The 14,664-nt window shown below is 68.1% G+C and carries 18 protein-coding genes; 8 read left to right on the forward strand and 10 right to left on the reverse strand.

The genetic code is table 11. The features are described 5' to 3' along the window. Positions 1-36: 36 nt before the first annotated feature. From K7G19_RS05660 to K7G19_RS05670, 3 genes are all read left to right on the forward strand, one after another. Positions 37-2,133, forward strand: a complete 2,097-nt coding sequence (locus tag K7G19_RS05660) for an acetate--CoA ligase family protein (protein ID WP_149316338.1) — start codon at positions 37-39, stop codon at positions 2,131-2,133. A gap of 115 nt (positions 2,134-2,248) precedes the next feature. Further along, a complete protein-coding gene (locus K7G19_RS05665; protein WP_149316339.1) occupies positions 2,249-2,719 on the forward strand; it encodes a MarR family winged helix-turn-helix transcriptional regulator in 471 nt (156 codons plus the stop codon). A 186-nt stretch (positions 2,720-2,905) separates the two neighbouring features. Further along, entirely contained in the window at positions 2,906-3,331 is a 426-nt protein-coding gene (locus tag K7G19_RS05670) for an organic hydroperoxide resistance protein (protein WP_149316340.1), read from the forward strand. 35 nt (positions 3,332-3,366) lie between these two features. On the opposite strand, the gene K7G19_RS05675 is transcribed toward K7G19_RS05670, so the two are convergent. Continuing rightward, positions 3,367-3,630, reverse strand: coding sequence for a hypothetical protein (locus K7G19_RS05675; RefSeq protein ID WP_226106234.1), 264 nt, complete (start codon positions 3,628-3,630; stop codon positions 3,367-3,369). Positions 3,631-3,801: 171 nt separating this feature from the next. Between K7G19_RS05675 and K7G19_RS05680 the strand changes: the two genes are divergently transcribed. Next, the gene (locus K7G19_RS05680) at positions 3,802-4,560 is read left to right on the forward strand and encodes a helix-turn-helix domain-containing protein (protein ID WP_226106235.1); all 759 of its coding nucleotides are present in this window, start codon (positions 3,802-3,804) and stop codon (positions 4,558-4,560) included. Here the strand turns inward: K7G19_RS05680 and K7G19_RS05685 are convergent. Continuing rightward, positions 4,543-5,502 (reverse strand): DMT family transporter, encoded by a 960-nt coding sequence (locus tag K7G19_RS05685; protein WP_226106236.1) that lies wholly within the window; start codon positions 5,500-5,502, stop codon positions 4,543-4,545. The genes K7G19_RS05680 and K7G19_RS05685 overlap by 18 nt on opposite strands. A 103-nt stretch (positions 5,503-5,605) precedes the next feature. Further along, entirely contained in the window at positions 5,606-6,433 is an 828-nt protein-coding gene (locus K7G19_RS05690) for an AraC family transcriptional regulator (protein ID WP_226106238.1), read from the reverse strand. A 125-nt stretch (positions 6,434-6,558) separates the two neighbouring features. Between K7G19_RS05690 and K7G19_RS05695 the strand changes: the two genes are divergently transcribed. Continuing rightward, positions 6,559-7,455, forward strand: coding sequence for a LysR family transcriptional regulator (locus K7G19_RS05695; protein ID WP_226106240.1), 897 nt, complete (start codon positions 6,559-6,561; stop codon positions 7,453-7,455). A 15-nt stretch (positions 7,456-7,470) separates the two neighbouring features. Here the strand turns inward: K7G19_RS05695 and K7G19_RS05700 are convergent, their stop codons facing one another. The 3 genes from K7G19_RS05700 to K7G19_RS05710 all read right to left on the reverse strand — a co-directional run bounded on the left by K7G19_RS05700 (position 7,471) and on the right by K7G19_RS05710 (position 10,297). After that, positions 7,471-8,205 carry an aldolase gene (locus K7G19_RS05700; protein ID WP_226106241.1) on the reverse strand — a complete coding sequence of 245 codons (735 nt, stop codon included), beginning with the start codon at positions 8,203-8,205 and terminating at the stop codon, positions 7,471-7,473. Between the two features lie 46 nt (positions 8,206-8,251). Then, on the reverse strand, positions 8,252-9,271 hold the full coding sequence (locus tag K7G19_RS05705; RefSeq protein WP_226106242.1) for a tripartite tricarboxylate transporter substrate binding protein: 1,020 nt from the start codon (positions 9,269-9,271) through the stop codon (positions 8,252-8,254). Positions 9,272-9,400: 129 nt separating this feature from the next. After that, a complete protein-coding gene (locus K7G19_RS05710; protein ID WP_149316347.1) occupies positions 9,401-10,297 on the reverse strand; it encodes a LysR family transcriptional regulator in 897 nt (298 codons plus the stop codon). A gap of 205 nt (positions 10,298-10,502) precedes the next feature. Between K7G19_RS05710 and K7G19_RS05715 the strand changes: the two genes are divergently transcribed. Together K7G19_RS05715 and K7G19_RS05720 are read left to right on the forward strand one after the other, a co-directional pair. Further along, on the forward strand, positions 10,503-11,120 hold the full coding sequence (locus tag K7G19_RS05715; RefSeq protein WP_226106243.1) for a nitroreductase family protein: 618 nt from the start codon (positions 10,503-10,505) through the stop codon (positions 11,118-11,120). Between the two features lie 10 nt (positions 11,121-11,130). Continuing rightward, positions 11,131-12,105 carry an EamA family transporter gene (locus tag K7G19_RS05720; protein WP_226106244.1) on the forward strand — a complete coding sequence of 325 codons (975 nt, stop codon included), beginning with the start codon at positions 11,131-11,133 and terminating at the stop codon, positions 12,103-12,105. Positions 12,106-12,110: 5 nt separating this feature from the next. On the opposite strand, the gene K7G19_RS05725 is transcribed toward K7G19_RS05720, so the two are convergent. Beyond that, positions 12,111-12,281, reverse strand: coding sequence for a hypothetical protein (locus tag K7G19_RS05725; protein WP_006576660.1), 171 nt, complete (start codon positions 12,279-12,281; stop codon positions 12,111-12,113). 241 nt (positions 12,282-12,522) lie between these two features. On the opposite strand from K7G19_RS05725, the gene K7G19_RS05730 reads away from it, so the two are divergent. Continuing rightward, positions 12,523-13,455 carry a DUF72 domain-containing protein gene (locus tag K7G19_RS05730; RefSeq protein ID WP_226106356.1) on the forward strand — a complete coding sequence of 311 codons (933 nt, stop codon included), beginning with the start codon at positions 12,523-12,525 and terminating at the stop codon, positions 13,453-13,455. A 265-nt stretch (positions 13,456-13,720) separates the two neighbouring features. Here the strand turns inward: K7G19_RS05730 and K7G19_RS24895 are convergent, their stop codons facing one another. From K7G19_RS24895 to K7G19_RS05740, 3 genes are all read right to left on the reverse strand, one after another. Beyond that, positions 13,721-13,843 carry a hypothetical protein gene (locus tag K7G19_RS24895; protein WP_255650646.1) on the reverse strand — a complete coding sequence of 41 codons (123 nt, stop codon included), beginning with the start codon at positions 13,841-13,843 and terminating at the stop codon, positions 13,721-13,723. A 22-nt stretch (positions 13,844-13,865) separates the two neighbouring features. Then, complete coding sequence (locus tag K7G19_RS05735) at positions 13,866-14,228, reverse strand: hypothetical protein (RefSeq protein ID WP_226106245.1); 363 nt, start codon at positions 14,226-14,228, stop codon at positions 13,866-13,868. Next, on the reverse strand, positions 14,216-14,664 hold a 449-nt coding region (locus tag K7G19_RS05740), incomplete at its 5' end, for a lysozyme (RefSeq protein WP_226106246.1). The genes K7G19_RS05740 and K7G19_RS05735, both read right to left, overlap by 13 nt.

Below are 14,664 nucleotides of genomic sequence, written 5' to 3' on the forward strand. Positions count from 1 at the left end.
CGACTTCATTGAACCGAACGACTACAGGACTACGACATGTCGGCTTCTCTCCCCCGCGGCCTGCAGGCCCTGCTGACGCCGCGCTCGATCGCGGTGATCGGCGCCTCGGACCATATCCACAAGATCGGCGGCCGGCCGATCCACTACATGCAGCAGCACGGCTACCGCGGCACGCTTTATCCGATCAACCCGCAGCGCGACACGATCCAGGGCCTGCGCAGCTACGCCTCGCTCGACGCGCTGCCGGAAGTGCCGGAGCTGGCCATCGTCGTGGTCGCCGGCGAGGCCGCCGTGCAGGCAGTCAGCGATTGCGCGCGGCTCGGCGTGGCGGCGGCCATCGTGATCGCCTCGGGCTTCGGCGAAGCGGGCGAGGAAGGCCGGCGCCAGCAGCAGAAGATGGTCGATATCGCGCGCGCAGGAAATCTGCGCATGGTCGGCCCGAACAGCCAGGGCCTGGCCAATTTCGGCAGCGGCGCGATCGCCAGCTTCTCGACGATGTTCATCGAAGTGCCGCCGCAGGATGGGCCGGTCGCGGTGATCAGCCAGAGCGGCGGCATGGGCGCGATGGTCTACGGCCTGCTGCGCCACCAGGGCATCGGCGTGCGGCACATGCATGCGACCGGCAACCAGGCGGACGTCACGGTCAGCGACCTGGCGCTGGCCGTCGCGCACGATCACGACGTGCAGCTGATGCTGCTGTATCTGGAGACGCTCAACGATCCGGCTACGCTGGCGCAGGCAGCCGCGGTGGCGCGCGCACGCGGCGTGCCGATCGTCGCGGTCAAGGCCGGCCGCACCAGCGCGGGCCAGCGCGCGGCGGCCTCGCACACCGGCGCGCTCGCCAACGAGGATCGCGCCGTCGATGCCTTCCTCGCGCATCACGGCATCTGGCGCGTCGACGACGCCCATGCGCTGGCGCGCTGCGCACCGCTGTATCTGCGCGACTGGCAGCCGCAGGGGCGCGGGCTCGTCGTCGTCAGCAATTCCGGCGCGAGCTGCGTGATGGCGGCCGACGCCGCCGAGTCATGCGGACTGTCGATGGCGCCCCTGGCGGCACAGACCCAGTCCGCGCTGGCCGAACGCCTGCCTGGCTTTGCCGCCACCGCCAATCCGGTCGACGTGACCGCCGCCCTGCTGACCAACAGCGCGCTGTTCGGCGATGTGCTGCCGGTGATCGCGGGCGACGCGGCGGCGGACATGGTGCTGCTCGATATTCCGGTGGCGGGCATGGGCTACGACATCGAACGCTTTGCCACCGATGCGGCCGCCTTCGCCGACACCAGCGGCAAGCCCATCGTGGTGGCGGCCTGGCAGCAGGGCGTGGCCGCTCCGTTCCGGCAGCGCGGCGTACCGGTCTACGCCAACGCCGGCGAGGCGCTGCCGGCGCTGAGCCAATGGCGCGCGCACCGGTTGCGGCTGGCGGAGCTGTTCGCGCGTCCACCGGCACCGCCCGCGGCGGTGGCGCCCGATGTCTCGTCGCCCTCGGCGACGCTGAGCGAAGCGGCCAGCCTCGCACGCCTGGCCGAGGCCGGCGTTCCGGTCGTCGCGCATCGCCTGTGCCGCAGCGCCGATGAGGCGGTGTCGGCCTGGCGTGCGCTGGATGGCCCCGTCGCGGTCAAGGCCTGCGCGGCCGCGGTGCCGCACAAGAGCGAACACGGTCTGGTGGCGCTCGGCTGCAACGACGCCGATTCGATCGTCGCGGCATTCGAGCGGCAGATGGCCACGCTGGCCGGCATGGGTGTCGAGGCCGAGGGCGTCATCGTCGCGGCGATGGTGCGCGGGCAGCGCGAATGCATGATCGGCGCGCACTGGGACCCGGTGTTCGGCGCGGTGCTGGTAGTCGGCGACGGCGGCAAGTATGTCGAGGCGCTGCGCGACACCGCAGTGCTGCTGGCGACCTGCGAGGAAGAGGATGTCGCCCGCGCGCTGCGCACGCTTCGCATCGCGCCGCTGCTGGCCGGCGTGCGTGGCGAAGCGGCCGTTGACATGGCGGCGCTGTGCCGCACCGCGGTGTCGGTCGGCAGGATGGTGCACGCCGCGGGCGGCGCGATCCGGTCGGTCGACCTCAACCCGGTGATGGCGAGCCCGGATGGCGTGGTGGTGGTCGATGCGTTGATGGAAGTGGCGGCTTGACGATGGCGGGCCGGGTATCCGCGAAAGATGCCCGGCCCTCCATCCTCGCCCTCCATCGGCATTCCCGCAAATAAATTTCTTGCTATTCAATCGCGCACGATCTATATTCCGCTCCATGAACGCCGCATCGAACTCCCGAATCGACCCTGCCACCGCGCTGCTGCTGGACCGGCAGTTCTGTTTCTCGGTCTATTCGGCCTCGCTCGCGCTGAACAAGCTGTACCGCAAGCTGCTGCGCCCGCTGGGCCTGACCTACCCGCAATACCTGGCGATGATGGTGCTGTGGGAACAGGACGGCCTGACGGTGTCGGAGATCGGTGCCCGGCTGAATCTGGATTCGGCCACGCTGACGCCGTTGCTCAAGCGCCTCGAGACGCAGGAGCTGGTCTCGCGGGCCCGCGCGGCGGCGGACGAGCGTCAGGTCATCGTCAGCCTGACCAAGGCCGGCCGCGCGCTGAAGACACAGGCCGGCAAGGTCCCGGAGTCGGTGTTGTGCGCGTCGGCGTGCAGCGTCGAGGAACTGACCAGCCTGAAGCGCAAGCTCGATAGCGTGACGGCGAAGATCGCCCGGAACGCGGTCGACTGAGCCGCACGGGATGGCGGCGCGCCCTGACTTGACGAATTTATATAGCACGCTATGTAATAGCGCACTATGTTAAAGCAAAAACCCGAAGCAAAACCTTGAAGCAAAACCTTGAAGCAAAACCCTGAAGTCCAACCCTGAAGTCCAACCCTGAAGCAGAACCCGGCCATCAACCCGAAGGAGCCAACCATGTCGATCGAAAAAGTCCTGTACCGTGCCCAAGCCCAAGCCACCGGTGGCCGTGACGGCCGCGCCGTCTCGTCCGATGGCGCGCTCGAGGTCAAGCTGAGCACGCCGCGCGAACTGGGCGGCGCCGGCGGTCCCGGCACCAACCCCGAGCAGCTGTTCGCCGCCGGCTACTCGGCCTGTTTCCTTGGCGCCCTGAAGTTCGTCGCCGGCCGCGAGAAAGTCGCCCTGCCCGCCGAGACCACGATCACCGGCAACGTCGGCATCGGCCAGATCCCGACGGGCTTCGGCATCGAGGTCGAGCTGCAGATCTCGATTCCGGGCGTGGCGCGCGAGACCGCGCAGGCGCTGGTCGACAAGGCCCACGTCGTCTGCCCGTATTCGAACGCGACGCGCGGCAACATCGACGTGCGCCTGACCCTGGTCTGATCCGGACCACGCCGGCACAAGGCCGCGGCGCGCGCTCAGGCGCCGCCGCGGCCTTGTGCAATCAGCGCGCGCAGTTGCGGATCGCGCGGCTCGAGCACATCGAACAGACCCAGCGCGGTCAGGGCCGGAATCAGCGCGATCAGGTCCTCTCTCGCCGCCACCCGGCTCTCGGCGGACTGCGCGGGATCGGACAGCACGCGCCAGCTGGCGAGGAACGCGCCGACACTGCCCTTGCGTACGGTGATGCCGTCGGCCTGTACGGCATCGACATGGTCGGGGAGCATGGCTTCCGGCTTCATGCGCGGTCTCCGTGGGTCTCGGCGAACGGTCGGGATGGCGTGGCAGATGTCATCGAATGGCTCCGTGAGTGGCCGGTATCGGGCAATGCAGGCAGTCTAGGGGGCGCCCGCCTTGCCCGCCAACGCTAGAATGTCAACCGATAATGCAATCGGGCCAACCATTCGATCACCGTGTCCCTGAAGCACATCCGCCGGCTCTCGCACGCCGGCATCCGCGAGCGCCGTCCGCATCGTCATGACGACGGACAGCTCTTCACGATCCGGACGGGCGTGGTGGCCATCGAGGCCGACGGCGGCCGATGGGTGATGCCGACGGGCTGCATCGCATGGATTCCGCCCGGCATCGTGCATGGCGCGAGCGTGCAGGGCGGCATGGTCGGCACCAGCCTGTATTTCGACGGTACGTGGAGCCGCGCCGCGATGCCGGACACGGTCAAGGTGGCCAGGCTGTCGCCGCTGCTGGACGCGCTGCTCGGCGCGCTGACGAGCAACGAAGCGCCCACCGGCACCGCCCTCGATCACTACCTCGCCGTGTTTGCCGACGCGTTCGCGCGCGAGCCTGCGCAGACGCTGTTCCTGCCGATGCCGCGCGAGCCGCGGCTGGTGCGGATGGCGACGCGGATGCTGGCCGCGCCGGACGACAACACCGATCTCGATGGCTGGGCCGCACGCATCGGCATGAGCCGCCGCACGCTGACACGGCGCTTCCAGGCCGAGACCGGTTGGACCATCGGCCAGTGGCGGCAGCAGATGCGATTGCTTGCGGCGATGGCGCGGCTCGCCGCCGGCGACAGCGTCACGGCGATCGCGCTCGATCTCGGTTATGCCAGCGTCAGCAGCTTTATCGCGGTGTTCCGCCGCTATCTCGGCACGACGCCGCGCGCGTTTATGCCCGCGGGCGGCGCCGCGCGCTCACGATCGCTCCGCTAGCCCGCATGCGTGCTTGCGGGATGCATGCTTGCGGCATGCAGCCTTGCGCGGACCGGCCGGATTACGCTTGCCGACCAGCACCAGGCTCAGCACGGCCACCACCACACAGCCGATGCCGACGAGCTGGCTCGCGCCGACCGGCTCGCCCAGCAGCAGAAAGGCCATCGCCACCGCCGATATCGGCGCCAGCGCGGTGAACAGCGATGCCTCGGTGCCGGTCGTGCGCGCGGAGCCCGCATACCACAGCACGAAGCCCGCCACGGTCGGCACCAGCGCGTAATACAGCACCGCCGCCAGCGCCCCGCTCGGCAGTCCATGCCGCCATGGCGCCTCGAACAGCGCGGGAACGATGGACGCGGCCAGGCCGATCGCCGTCATCACGGTCGACAGCGCCAGCGGCTGCAGCGGTTGGCGCAGCCGCTTGTTCAGCAGGATGAACAGGCTCTCGCAGACCACCGCGCCCATCACCAGGGCGTTGCCAAGCCACGTCCCCCGGCCGCCGTCGGCGCCCTCTCCCGGTACCGCCACGGCAAGCACGCCCGCCGTCGCCAGCCCAATGGCCAGCAGCAAGGCCACGCCCGGGCGCTCCTTCAGCACGACGATCGAGACCAGCGCCGACACCACGGGCAGCGTGCCGATGATCACGCCGGCGTCCGCGGCCGAGGTCATCCGCAGGCCGGAGATCAGCAAGGTGGTATAGCCGACGCTGCCGGCGACCGCCTGCAGTACGAGCAGCAACCCGTCGCCACGGCCGATGGCCGGCATGCGCGTGCCGGTCAGCTTCATCAGCAACAGGAAGCCGGGCAAGGCGATGGCAAAGCGCAGCGCCGTCGCAGTGAACGGCGGCAGCCCCGCCGCGATGACCTTGCTGGCAATGACGGTACTGCCGACCAGGATCATGGCCAGCGCCAGATAGAAATAACCTTCGGTTTTGCCGGACATGGCCGCCTCCGCATCGTTGGATGCCTAAGGCTAGGCCGCGGCATGGCGGGCGTCTTGAACGAAATTGCAGCGGCGCGGAAAGCGGGCGTCTGGACGGTCGTCGTCAGCGCAGGGACCGGCCGGTGGCGACGGCGGCATAGGCGCTGGGAGACAGGCCGTATTTCTTCACGAAAATGCGCGTCATATGGCTCTGATCGGCAAAACCGCTGCCGATTGCCGCATCGGCCAGCGGCTCGCCGCGCGCGATCAGGCGACGCGCGAGGTCGATCCGCCGCTGCACCAGATAGGCATGCGGCGTCAGTCCGGTGGCCCGGGTAAAGGCGCGCAGCACCTGGAAGCGGCTCAGGCCGCTGGCATGGGCGAGCTCGTCCAGCGTCACCGGCACCGAGGGATCGTCGTCGATGCGCGCCAGCGCATGGGCAATCGCCGCCGGGGTGCCGTCGCCGTCCCGCATGCCTTGCCGGCAATCCATCGTGCGCGCGACCAGCATCAACAGCAAGCTGTCGCGACGCAAGGCCGTATCCGGGGCATTGCCCCCGGTCATCGCGTCGAACAATTGCGTGAAGACCGTGGCCGAGGCGCGATCGCTCAGCACCGGCAGCAGGAATTCCCCGAGCCGCGCGGCCCCTTCGCTCACATCGTGACAGACTGGCGCGACCACCTCGGGATCGAAATACAGGATGCGCCACGACCGCCCGGCGTCGTCGAGCGGCATGCCGTCGTGCACCTCCCCGGGATTGACCGTGATGATGTCGCCGGCGACCGCCTGCACCTCACCACGGCCGCTGGCCGAGCGCTGCGCGCCCCGCTCGACCACGCCGATGCCGAACTGTTCGTGCGTATGGCGGGCGAAACGGTGCCGCGAGCTGGCCTGGACGGCGAGCACACCGGGCAACGCGCAAGGGAGGAGCTGGAACTGGCCGGCAGGCATCGAATTGGGGGAAACGGTATTGGAACCATAGCACGGGCCCCGATGGACAGTGCCGGTTGAATCGATTCCAATGCAGACGCCACGGAGCACGTGCTTCGTCCGATACTGTCCAGCGCCCTCCCTCGATGCAAGACAAAGACCGCCTGCTTCGCACCTTTCTCGCCGTCGCGCGCGCCGGATCGCTGCGCGCCGCCTCCACTTCGCTCGGCATCACGCAGGCCGCCGTCAGCAAGCAGATCGCCGCATTGGAAACGTTCCTCGGGGCGCCACTGTTCGACCGCCACGGGCGCGGCATGCGGCCGACACCGCTGGGAGAACGGCTGGTCGGCGATATCGATCAGGGATTCGGCATGGTCGACAGCGCGCTGGACGTCGCGCGGCAGGCCTCGGCCGGCGGCCATGGGCGCGTGACGATCGCCACCGTCAATACGCTGGCGGCCTATCTGATTCCGGAGGTCGTCGCCTCGCTGCGCGCCGCGCACCCGGGCATCACGCTCGGCGTGTTCAACGCCAGCTCGCCCGATGTGGTGGAACGGGTCGAACGCGGGCTCGCCGATATCGGCCTGGTCTACGACCTCGCCGTCGATACCGACGCGGTGGCGCTGCGGCGGCTGTGCATCGAGCAGATCGCCGCCTATAGCCGCGAGCCGGGCGCGCCGACACCGGGAACGCTGAGCGTCGCCGCGCTGGCGCAGCGGCCGCTGATCGTGCCGCCGCGCCCGTACGCGCTGCGGCGCGTGATCGAACGGGAATTGCCGGCGCCGTTGTCGATCGCCGTCGAGAGCAATTCGGTCAGCATGTCGCTCGACCTGGCGATGCAGGGCGTCGGCACCACGATCCTGCCGCGCGATCTGCCCGACATCGCCATCACGGCGCGCGGGCTGCATCGCCTCGCCATCGAAGGCGCCAACCTGCATCGCCATGTGGTGCTGATCCACCGCAGCGGCACGACCCCGAGCCAGGCGGTCAGCCGGGCCATCCGCGCGATCGAGGCGGCCGCGGCCCGCATCGCGACGCGATAGCGCGCGGCCCATGTATCAACGGCGCAGCGTCGTTTTCGCCTGGCGGACCCAGTACGCAAAGGTCGCGTTGACGATTGCCGGCTGCAGCAGGAAGTCGTGCGCCTCGCGCGCAGCCGCCGGATCGACCTGCTGCAGCGGCCCGACGGCCAGCGCGTCCAGGCACATGCGGGCATTGCGCTCGGCGAACACGTTCAGGTAGACGGCCTCCTGCAGCGTCGCACCGGTGCAGACGGCGCCATGATTGACCAGGAAGGCGGTACGCCGCCCCGCCAGCGCGCCCGAGATCAGTTCGCCTTCGTCGTCGCCGGTCGGCACGCCTGGCCAGTGGGCCAGGAAGCCGCAGTCGTCGTGGAACATCGCCGCATCCATATGCGCCACCGGCATCGGCATGCCCAGCATCGACAGCGCCGACAACGCCGGCGGATGGGTATGCACGATCGCCTTGACCTCCGGATGGTGGCGATAGATCCAGCTGTGGAAGCGCACGCCGGGATTGGCCCGGCCCTTGCCCTGCAGCGTGTTCAGTTCCGCATCGACCAGCAGCACATTGGCGGCGCTGGCCTCTTCCATGCCCGTGCCGAGGGCGAGCGTAACCATGCCGCCGGAGTCGGGATCGCGCATCGTGACCTGCCCGGCCAGCCCCGCGGCATGGCCCTGGGCGGCAAGGATCAGGCAGGCATCGACGAAGGTATCGAGATCGGCGCCGACGGTGGCGCCGGGGACGGCATCGAGCAACAAGGTCTTGGTCATGGGAGCGAGCGACAAGGGTTCGGCGGTGGGCGGGTGCTGCGGCGGTTCAGTTCTCGAGCCGGATATTCCGTTCGCGGATCAGCGTGCGGCGGGCCTCCAGATCCTGCCGGATCAGTGCCGCGAACGCGGTGCTGCCGCTGGCGAAGGGCTCGAAGCCGCTGCCTCGCACGCGCGCCAGCAGGTCGCGGTCGGCCAGCACGGTCTGCAGCGCCTGCGCAATGCGCTCGGCCACCGGCGCCGGCAGCCCCGCCGGTCCCACCACCCCGACCCACGGCGCGAATTCGAAGCCCTTCAGGCCGGCCTCCTCGAAGGTCGGCACGGCCGGCAGCAAGGGGCTGCGCTGGCGCGTCGACACGGCGATCGGCTTGACGCGGCCCGTCTTCGCATACTGGCTGCCAAGATTGGTGTCGATGAAGGTCAGGTGCACATGGCCGGCGACCACATCGGCCAGGGCCGGCGCACCGCCGCGATAGGGCAGATGCGCAACGATTGCGCCCGACTGTTGCTTGTAGGCTTCGAAGGCCAGGTGCGGCGGGCTGCCGACGCCCGCCGACGCGTAGCTCAATGCCGACGGATGGGCCTTGCTGTAGCGCGTCAATTCGTCGGACGTCGCGACGTTCAGCGAGGGATGCGCCACCATCACCAGCGGGATGCGCGCAACGGTGCCGAGGTAACTGAAATCCTTGAGAACGTCGTAGGCAATCTTCTTCTGCAGCACCGGATTGACGGTCAGCGCGCCTTCGTCCAGCAGGGCCAGCGTGTAGCCATCCGCCGGCGCGCGTGCCACGGCCTCCGCCGCAATCATCGCGCCGGCGCCCGGCCGGTTCTCCACCACCACCGGCTGCCGCAGCGTGGCGCCGAGGCGCTCGGCCAGCATGCGGGCGATGGTGTCCACCGCGCCGCCGGCGGCCTGCCCGAGCAGCAGGCGGATCGGGCGTTCCGGGTAACCGGCGCTGGATGACGATGAGGACGATGATGACGATGCGGACTGCGCGATCGCCAGCGGCGTGGCAACGGCCAGCGCCAGGCAGGCGCAAAGCCGGCGCAAGGATGGAAGACGGATCATGGGCGCAGCCTTTTATGGTGTGGGTCGGACAGGACGAAGCCAGTCTAGGACGGCTTGCCCGCCCCACGCGGCATGGCTGCCTTGAACGCAGGTTAAGGCTCGAAGGCGCGATGCGGCAGCCCCGAGCGTTCAGGCCAGGGTCTCGATCAGGAAATCGACGAAGGCGCGCACCTTCGAATTGAGATACCGCCGCGATGGATAGACGGCATAGACATGCGTCTCGACGGTGGACCATTCGTCCAATACGGTGACGAGCCGCCCCTGCTCGATATCGTTGCGCACATAGACCAGCGGAATCAGGCTGATGCCGAAGCCCGCCAGCAGCGCCTCGCGCACGGCAAGGCTGGAGGTGACCTTGTAGCGGCCGTCGATCGGCACGTCGACCTGGATATCGCCCTGCGCGCCATGCTTTCGAAAGCTCCATAGCCGAGCGTGGCCGGACAAGCTGAATTGCACGCATTCGTGCTGGCGCAAGGCTTCGGGTGAATCGGGCACGCCATGCCGCGAAAAATACGCCGGCGCGCCGCACAGCACGTGCGTCATCGACATCAGCTTGCGCGCAACCAGGCTCGAATCCTCCAGCTTGTCGCTGCCGCGTATTGCAACGTCGAAGCCCTCCTTGACGAGATCGACGCGGCGATCGTCCAGGCGCAGATCCAGCGACAGCTGCGGATAGCGGCACAGGAACTGCGGGATCGCATCGGCCAGCTGCGTCAGCGTCAGCGACATCGGCGCGCTGACGCGCAGCGTGCCGGTGGGCTCGCTCTGCATCGGGCCCAGCGCGCGATCGGCCTCGTCGAGGTCGTCGAGAATCTGCGCAATCTGCGTGTAGTACTGCTGGCCGGCCTCGGTCAGGCTGAGCCGCCGCGTGGTGCGGTTCAGCAGCCGCGTGGACAGATGCGCCTCCAGCTCGCCAATGTTCTTGCTGACCGCCGCCGGAGACAGGCAAAGCCGCCGCGCCGCCGCGGCAAAGCTGTTGCGCTCGACGACTTCCCGAAATACGCGCAGCGCCGTCAAATGGTCCACGGTTATTTCACCCGACTATTCACTACTGGTAAAGATTGTGGTGAGCATATCGCATATTTCAACGCGCGAGGATGGCGATTAATCTTTGACCGTGAATAAACGGCCGTCCCAATGGCCATTGCGCCGATCCTGACACCACGACATTCGGCGACATCCAACGACATCCAACGACATCCAACGACACCATTTCGGAGCTGGAACGACCATGAGCCATCCCGTCATCGACGCCATCGAGCAGCGCATCTCCGCCAACTTCTTCGATGCCGCGCGTCCGCTGTCCGACGCGCAGATCGAGACGCTGACCGCGCTGGCCACTCGCGCGCCCACCGCCTACAACCTGCAGAACTGGCGCTTCATCGCGGTCCGGACCGCCGAAGCCAAGGCACGCCTGCGCGCGGTCGCCTGGAACCAGCCAAAAGTCACCGATGCGGCGGTCGTCTTTATCGTCTGCGGCGTGCTGGCCGATCCGGCCACGCTGGCGCAGCGGCTTCAGCCGTCGGTCGAAGCCGGATTGATGCCGGCCGGCATGGTGCAGACCTGGGTCGATGCGGCGCGCGGCCAATATCTGGAGCAGCCGCAGAGCCGGCGCGACGAAGCGATCCGCACCGCCTCGCTTGGCGCTGCCACCCTGATGCTGGCCGCGCAGGGCATGGGCCTGGCAACCGGTCCGATGACCGGCTTCGACCCGCAGGGCGTGGCACGCGAATTCGCGCTGCGGCCCGACGAGCTGCCGGCCATCCTGGTGGCGGTCGGCCATGCGGCGCCGGGCAACTGGCCGCAAAAGCCGCGCCGCCCCCTGGCCGAAGTGCTCGATTTCGCCTGAGGCAAGCATCATGAACCGCGCCACCGACCTGCTGCTGACCGGCCTGGCCCCGGCGATCTGGGGCAGCACCTATGTCGTCACGACGGGCCTGCTGCCCGACGGGTATCCGCTGACGGTAGCGATGTTGCGCGCGCTGCCGGCCGGGCTGCTGCTGTTGCTGTGGGTCCGCCAATTGCCGCAGCGCGGCTGGTGGCTGCGGGTATTCGTGCTCGGCGCGCTGAATTTCTCGGTGTTCCAGGCGATGCTGTTTGTCGCCGCCTACCGCCTGCCGGGCGGCGTCGCGGCGACGCTGGGCGCCGTGCAGCCGCTGATCGTGATCCTGTTCTCCCGGCTGCTGCTGGGCAACGCGATCCGGCCGGTGGCCGTGGTCGCCGCGATCGGGGGCATGGCGGGCGTGGCGCTGCTGGTGCTGACGCCCAAGGCGGCGCTCGATACCGCAGGCGTGGCCGCCGGCCTGCTGGGCGCCGCCTCGATGGCGCTCGGCACGGTGCTGACGCGGCGCTGGCAACCGCCGGTATCCGCGCTGACCTTCACCGCATGGCAACTGGTGGCGGGCGGCATCCTGCTGCTGCCTGTCGCGCTCTGCTACGAACCCCCGCTCGGCCCGCTGACACAGGCCAATATGCTGGGATTCCTCTATCTGGGACTGGTCGGCACCGCGCTGACCTATGTGCTGTGGTTTCGCGGCATCGCGCGGCTTGGGCCGCCGGCGGTGGCGTCGCTGGGCTTTCTGAGCCCGGTGAGCGCAGTGCTGCTGGGATGGGGCTTGCTGGATCAGTGGCTCAGCGCGCCGCAACTGGCCGGCATGGTGCTGGTGCTGGCCAGCATGTGGTTGAGCCAACGCGGGGCGGCGGTCCGGACGGGGACGCCAGCGATGGGGCAGGCGCCCTCTTCGCCTCCTTCGCCTCCTTCGCCCCCTTTGGCTGCTTCGACTCGCTCGCCCTCATCGGCCTCCAGCCCCAGCCCCGACTCGCCGCGCGCCTGATGCCGTTATGACGGGTCCTTGGTCCGGGTGCGCGACACCGCGCCCATGATGCCAAGGCCCAGCACGATCACACAGGCGATGGCGACGTAGGTCTCCGGCACGCCGGCCGTGATCAGGCCCCAGGCAATGCCGCCGACGAGGATCAGCAGTCCAATCAGGAATAGTGCAAACGACATAACCGAGCTCCTGGCAATTGCCGCGATCCGCTGCGGCTTAAGTGCAATGTAGGGGCCATGCCGCGCAGCAGGGATCGGTCGGCAACGGAGACTGGCGTAGGCCGGTTCCTACGCGCGCGGTGGATGTCGCGGCACCTGTAATTTGCCGGCGCTCGCGTATGATCGTCCATATCGATCATTCGTCGCCCAGCGAAGCCCTCGCCACCACGCAAGGCGAATGGGCGCTCGCCGGCGCAATCCGATGACTATTCGAATCGGCATCTCGGGGTGGCGCTACGAGGGCTGGCGTGGCGTCTTCTATCCGAAGGGACTGGCCCAGGCGCGCGAACTCGAATTCGCCGCGCGCGCCGTCGACACGATCGAGATCAACGGCTCGCACTATTCGCTGCAGACCATCGGCAGCTACCGCGCCTGGTACGAGGCGACCCCACCGGGCTTTGTCTTCGCCGTAAAAGGACCGCGCTATCTGACCCACATGCTGCGCTTCCGCGACGAAAAGGCGCGCCCGGCCATGGCAAATTTCTTTGCCTCGGGAGTGCTGGCGCTGCAGGAAAAGCTGGGGCCCTTCCTGTGGCAATTCCCGCCGAATTTCAGCTTCAAGCCGGACCGGCTGGAACGCTTCCTCGCGATGCTGCCGCGCGCCACCGACGAAGCAAGGAAATTGGCCAGCCAGCACGATGGCCGCGTCAAGCAGCCATGGTTCGAGCCGACGCGCAAACGGCGCCTGCGCCACGCCATCGAGATCCGCCATGCCAGCTTCTGTACGCCGGAATTTCCCGCGCTGCTGCGCAAGCATCGCGTCGCGCTGGTGGTCTCCGATGCGGTTGCCGACTGGCCCTACGTCGAGGACGTGACCGCGGATTTCGTCTATCTGCGGCTGCACGGCACGGAGACCTTGTACGGCGGCGCCTATTCGGATCCCGCGCTCGATCGCTGGGCCGATCGCCTGAGCGCATGGGGTGCCGGCGGAGAGCCGGACGACGCCAGGCGCATTTCGCCGGTCAAGGCGCGCAAGGCGGCGCGGCGCGATGTCTACTGCTATTTCGGTACAAGTCGTAGATGTGCGTTTTTTTGTTGTAGATCAAAGACTTACCGTAACAATCTGCGGCGTGAAATAGCGTCAAAAACAATCCGATACGTCCTAATAGAATCAAACACTTACGCGACGTTTTGAACAGAGCTAATCCACCCCCGGCTCCCGACTGAAGTGCTCGCATTCCACCACGCCGGGGCACAGCTCCTCGATCGGGCAGTCGTATCTCAGGTACCAGACTCGGTAGGCGTACTCGGTATAGATGCGCGGCTTCGAGCACCGATAGCACGGGTTCTTCCCAATCTTGTAAATCGGCTGCTCAGGGAACTGGAAGTCATGGTCGTACGGCATACGGATACTGTACAAAATAACAGTGCCCGTGGCTTCTACCTATTGGTGGCGGCGCTCACCTTGGCCAGGCCTCCACGGTCTTGCGATGTCGCGCGGCGCAGTCGCCAAGGGCGCCGAGCACGGTCACCATCCAGTCCTGCCACACGTCATAGTCCTTGACCGTGGGAGCGTCGGGCACGATGCATGGCGCGGCCAGCGCGCTATCGAGCGGCGGCGGCTTGCTTGGCAGCGTCGACGGCGTCGGACAGCTTGCGCACCCGGAAATCGTCAGGGCGGCAATCAGCAGGCAGAGGCTTCGCATTCTTCAGTTCCTTCTTGATGGCGCTGGCCGCGGCGTCCAGCTGGGTCGAGATGCCCCGATACTCGTCGGCCCGGGCCCGGATGTCGGCGCTGGCTGCGCGCAGCTCGCCGAGCGCCTGCGTCACGGTGGTCAGGTCCGCCTTCGCGCGTGCCGCGGTCAGCTCCGCGATCTCGGCGTCCTTGCGCCAGCCATTGGTCGTCCAGCCGGCAAGAAAGGCGATCGCTAGCGCCCCGGCGCCGATCCCGATCCTCACCCAAGGCATAGCGCCCTCTCCTGCTCCCGGCGCTTCACCAGCCCCGGCAGCTTCACGCCTTTGGCGTAGACCCACCGTGGCAGTTCGTTGCACGCACCCACGTAGTCGCCGGCGTTCAGCTTGCGCGCCAGCGTCGAGCCGCAGAGATTGCCCCGCCCCACGTTGTAGGCGAAAGACACCAGTGCGGTGCGCTGGCCCTCGGTGAGCGGAACTCGCACGCAGGAGTCCACACCGGCGTTCGCCTCCAGCAGATCGCGCGCCAGCAGGTTGTCGCACTGCTCGCGCGTGTAGACCTGGCCGAGCCGTACGCCCTTGGTCGCGCCGAAGCACGCAGTCGGGATGCCGACGGGATCAAGGTATGCCGTCTGGCGCAGACCCTCGAATGCGGCCACGAGCGGGACCGCTGCTGCAATGCCAACGGCGATGACGCGGCGGCGGAGATCAG

The sequence above is a fragment of the Cupriavidus sp. DB3 genome (assembly GCF_020418465.1).
Classification (GTDB): domain Bacteria; phylum Pseudomonadota; class Gammaproteobacteria; order Burkholderiales; family Burkholderiaceae; genus Cupriavidus; species Cupriavidus cauae.

Coding starts and splice junctions, on each gene's coding strand:
- K7G19_RS05665 (WP_149316339.1), top strand. CDS start 2,249: ATGAACGCCGCATCGAACTCCCGAATCGACCCTGCCACCGCGCTGCTG.
- K7G19_RS05695 (WP_226106240.1), top strand. CDS start 6,559: ATGCAAGACAAAGACCGCCTGCTTCGCACCTTTCTCGCCGTCGCGCGC.
- K7G19_RS05660 (WP_149316338.1), top strand. CDS start 37: ATGTCGGCTTCTCTCCCCCGCGGCCTGCAGGCCCTGCTGACGCCGCGC.
- K7G19_RS05700 (WP_226106241.1), bottom strand. CDS start 8,205: ATGACCAAGACCTTGTTGCTCGATGCCGTCCCCGGCGCCACCGTCGGC.
- K7G19_RS05675 (WP_226106234.1), bottom strand. CDS start 3,630: ATGAAGCCGGAAGCCATGCTCCCCGACCATGTCGATGCCGTACAGGCC.
- K7G19_RS05720 (WP_226106244.1), top strand. CDS start 11,131: ATGAACCGCGCCACCGACCTGCTGCTGACCGGCCTGGCCCCGGCGATC.
- K7G19_RS05730 (WP_226106356.1), top strand. CDS start 12,523: ATGACTATTCGAATCGGCATCTCGGGGTGGCGCTACGAGGGCTGGCGT.
- K7G19_RS05735 (WP_226106245.1), bottom strand. CDS start 14,228: ATGCCTTGGGTGAGGATCGGGATCGGCGCCGGGGCGCTAGCGATCGCC.
- K7G19_RS05685 (WP_226106236.1), bottom strand. CDS start 5,502: ATGTCCGGCAAAACCGAAGGTTATTTCTATCTGGCGCTGGCCATGATC.
- K7G19_RS05690 (WP_226106238.1), bottom strand. CDS start 6,433: ATGCCTGCCGGCCAGTTCCAGCTCCTCCCTTGCGCGTTGCCCGGTGTG.
- K7G19_RS05725 (WP_006576660.1), bottom strand. CDS start 12,281: ATGTCGTTTGCACTATTCCTGATTGGACTGCTGATCCTCGTCGGCGGC.
- K7G19_RS05705 (WP_226106242.1), bottom strand. CDS start 9,271: ATGATCCGTCTTCCATCCTTGCGCCGGCTTTGCGCCTGCCTGGCGCTG.
- K7G19_RS05670 (WP_149316340.1), top strand. CDS start 2,906: ATGTCGATCGAAAAAGTCCTGTACCGTGCCCAAGCCCAAGCCACCGGT.
- K7G19_RS05715 (WP_226106243.1), top strand. CDS start 10,503: ATGAGCCATCCCGTCATCGACGCCATCGAGCAGCGCATCTCCGCCAAC.